1 protein-coding gene is annotated in these 2,593 nt (G+C 32.5%); it reads left to right on the top strand.

Annotation, left to right across the window (positions count from 1 at the left end):
• Window positions 1–2,593, top strand: a 2,593-nt coding sequence (locus CRV02_RS14205) for a GLUG motif-containing protein (RefSeq protein ID WP_258239321.1), incomplete at both ends; no start/stop codon positions are given.

Below are 2,593 nucleotides of genomic sequence, written 5' to 3' on the forward strand. Positions count from 1 at the left end.
TACAACAAATGCAGTAGATGAACTACTAAAAGGTGTTGTAAATAATGAAGGTATTATAGAAGCTAATTCATTAGATGGTGTTACTGGATTTGTAGAACTATTTGCCCATGGTGGTGAAGCTAAGATTGCTGGAGCAATTAGGGCTAAAGAAGGGTTTGTTGAAACTTCTGGTAAAGAACTAAATGTAGCTTCAACAACAGAAATAAAAACATCTAAGTGGCTTTTAGACCCAGTTAATATGATCATAGAAAATACAGGTGGAAATATCTTAACAGGAGCAAGTGTAAGTGCAAATGCAATTCAAAATGCTTTAGTTTCAGCAGATGTAGAACTTCAAGCAGATAACGATATAACAGTCAATGAAAACATCACTTGGGCTGATCCAACAAAACTTACTTTAACTGCAGGTAATGAAATATATGTAAATGCAACCATAGAAAATACCAATGATACAAATGGTGGAGTATATTTTAATGCAGCAAATGCTTCTGATAAAGTTATCTTTGATACAAATGCAAAAGTTGTAATTAATAATGTCCATCAACTTCAATGGATAAATACAGCTTTAAATGGTAATTATGAACTTGGAAGTGATATTGACGCTAGTGATACAGTAAACTGGAATGGGAGTAAAGGTTTTGAAATGATAGGCTACCCCTTTACTGGAAAGTTAGATGGAAAGAATTATGCGATTGATTCTTTATATATAAATAGACCTACTCTTGATGGAACTGATGCATATAATGGGTTTAGAGTAGGTATGTTTTTTAATTTAGATAATGCTGAAATAAGAAACTTAAAAATGACAAATGTGGATATCATAGGTGTTGTTGATGCTGGTGCATTAGTTGGTTTTGCAAATAATTCAATCCTAGACAATATTCATGTAGCAGGGAATGTAAGTGCTACACAAACAAATCCTTCCAATGCAGTTCAAGTAGGAGGAATTGTAGCTTTAATGAAAAATACTACTTTAACAGATAGTTCCTTCACTGGTAATGTAAGTGGAGCAAATACAGTAGGAGGCTTAGTTGGGAAAGCAGAAGAAAACTCAAAAATTATTAACTCTTCATCTCAAGGGGCAGTTAATGCATCACATACAAATGCTTCTAACTTTGGTGGACTTGTAGGGATTTTACGAGAATCAAGTATAAGAGATTCTTTTTCTACAATGAATATAAATGCTGGAACTACAAATGAAATTATAGGTGGATTAGTAGGACAGATATTTTTATCTGGATCAATAACGAACTCTTATAGTAGAGGAACAATTACAGGAAATAGACTATTAGGTGGTCTTGTAGGATGGGCTAGCGGAACAAACAACAATGATATTGTTATCCTTAATAGTTCTTTTGAAGGAAATATCAATGCTAATGGATATTTTGTAGGAGGATTAATAGGACATTCAACAAATACACAAATCGATGATTCTTATTCAATCGTATCTATTTTAAATGGAACAAACTCTCTTGGAGGATTAATAGGGCGAATGAGTAATACTCAAATCAGCAATTCCTATAGTAAATCAACAATAAATGGTAATAATTCCTTAGGTGGACTTATTGGTTCTACAGGAGATAGCACAGAAAATAACAATGGTTCAAGTATCACAGATAGTTATTTTGAAGGTACAATCAATGCTTCTGAATTTAATATTGGAGGTTTGATAGGATATGCTAACAAGTTAGAAATTGATAATTCATATAGTAAAGCAACCATTACAGGAACTAGCAGTGTCGGTGGAGTTTTAGGGTATGGTCAAGGAAGTTCAACAAATGATATTAGTATCACAGATAGTTACTTTGAAGGAGAGATAGATGCATCAAGTGACTATATTGGAGGAGTTGTAGGATATGTAGACAATGGAATTATTAATAGCTCTCATACTAAGTCATCTACAATTTCAGGAGATGATAAAATCGGTGGATTAATTGGGTATACAAAGAACACTACTATAAATAACTCTTATGCTGATACAACAGTTAAAGGAAATAATTATGTTGGGGGATTAGTGGGGATCTTACAAACAGGAGAAGTAAATAGATCATATTCTAAAGGAACAGTATCTGGAGATAAATATGTAGCTGGATTAGTTGGTTCAGGAAGTAGTTTTTCAAATAATATTATCATTAATAATTCATATACAGAGGTTGATGTAACAGCAAATGAGTACTCTGGAGGATTTATAGGATGGGGTATAACAGATCCTGGATATTCACTCTCTATTAATAACTCTTATGCAAATGGAAAAGTTAGTGTTACAAATGCGTCAAGAGGACATGGTTTTATTGGATTACACCAATCAGGAAGAACAATTAATATAAATAATTCTTTTTGGAATACGACTAAGAGTGGATACACAAATGATAAGTCTGGTTCAAAAGGATTAAGTGCATCATCAATAAAAGACTTAAATATTTTTAAAAATGCTAATTGGGATATAGTTGAAGATTCTACAATGATAAAAGGAACTCCAGTTTTATCTTGGCAAGTTGGAAAAGATGGAGATACTAAACCTATTTGGTTAATTGGTACAAAAGTTACTTCAAAGCCAATAATTGATAAACCAGCAACAGAAACACCAAACAAA

Origin of the sequence: Arcobacter sp. CECT 8989 (assembly GCF_004116715.1) — a bacterium.
In the GTDB taxonomy this organism is placed as follows: Bacteria; Campylobacterota; Campylobacteria; order Campylobacterales; family Arcobacteraceae; genus Halarcobacter.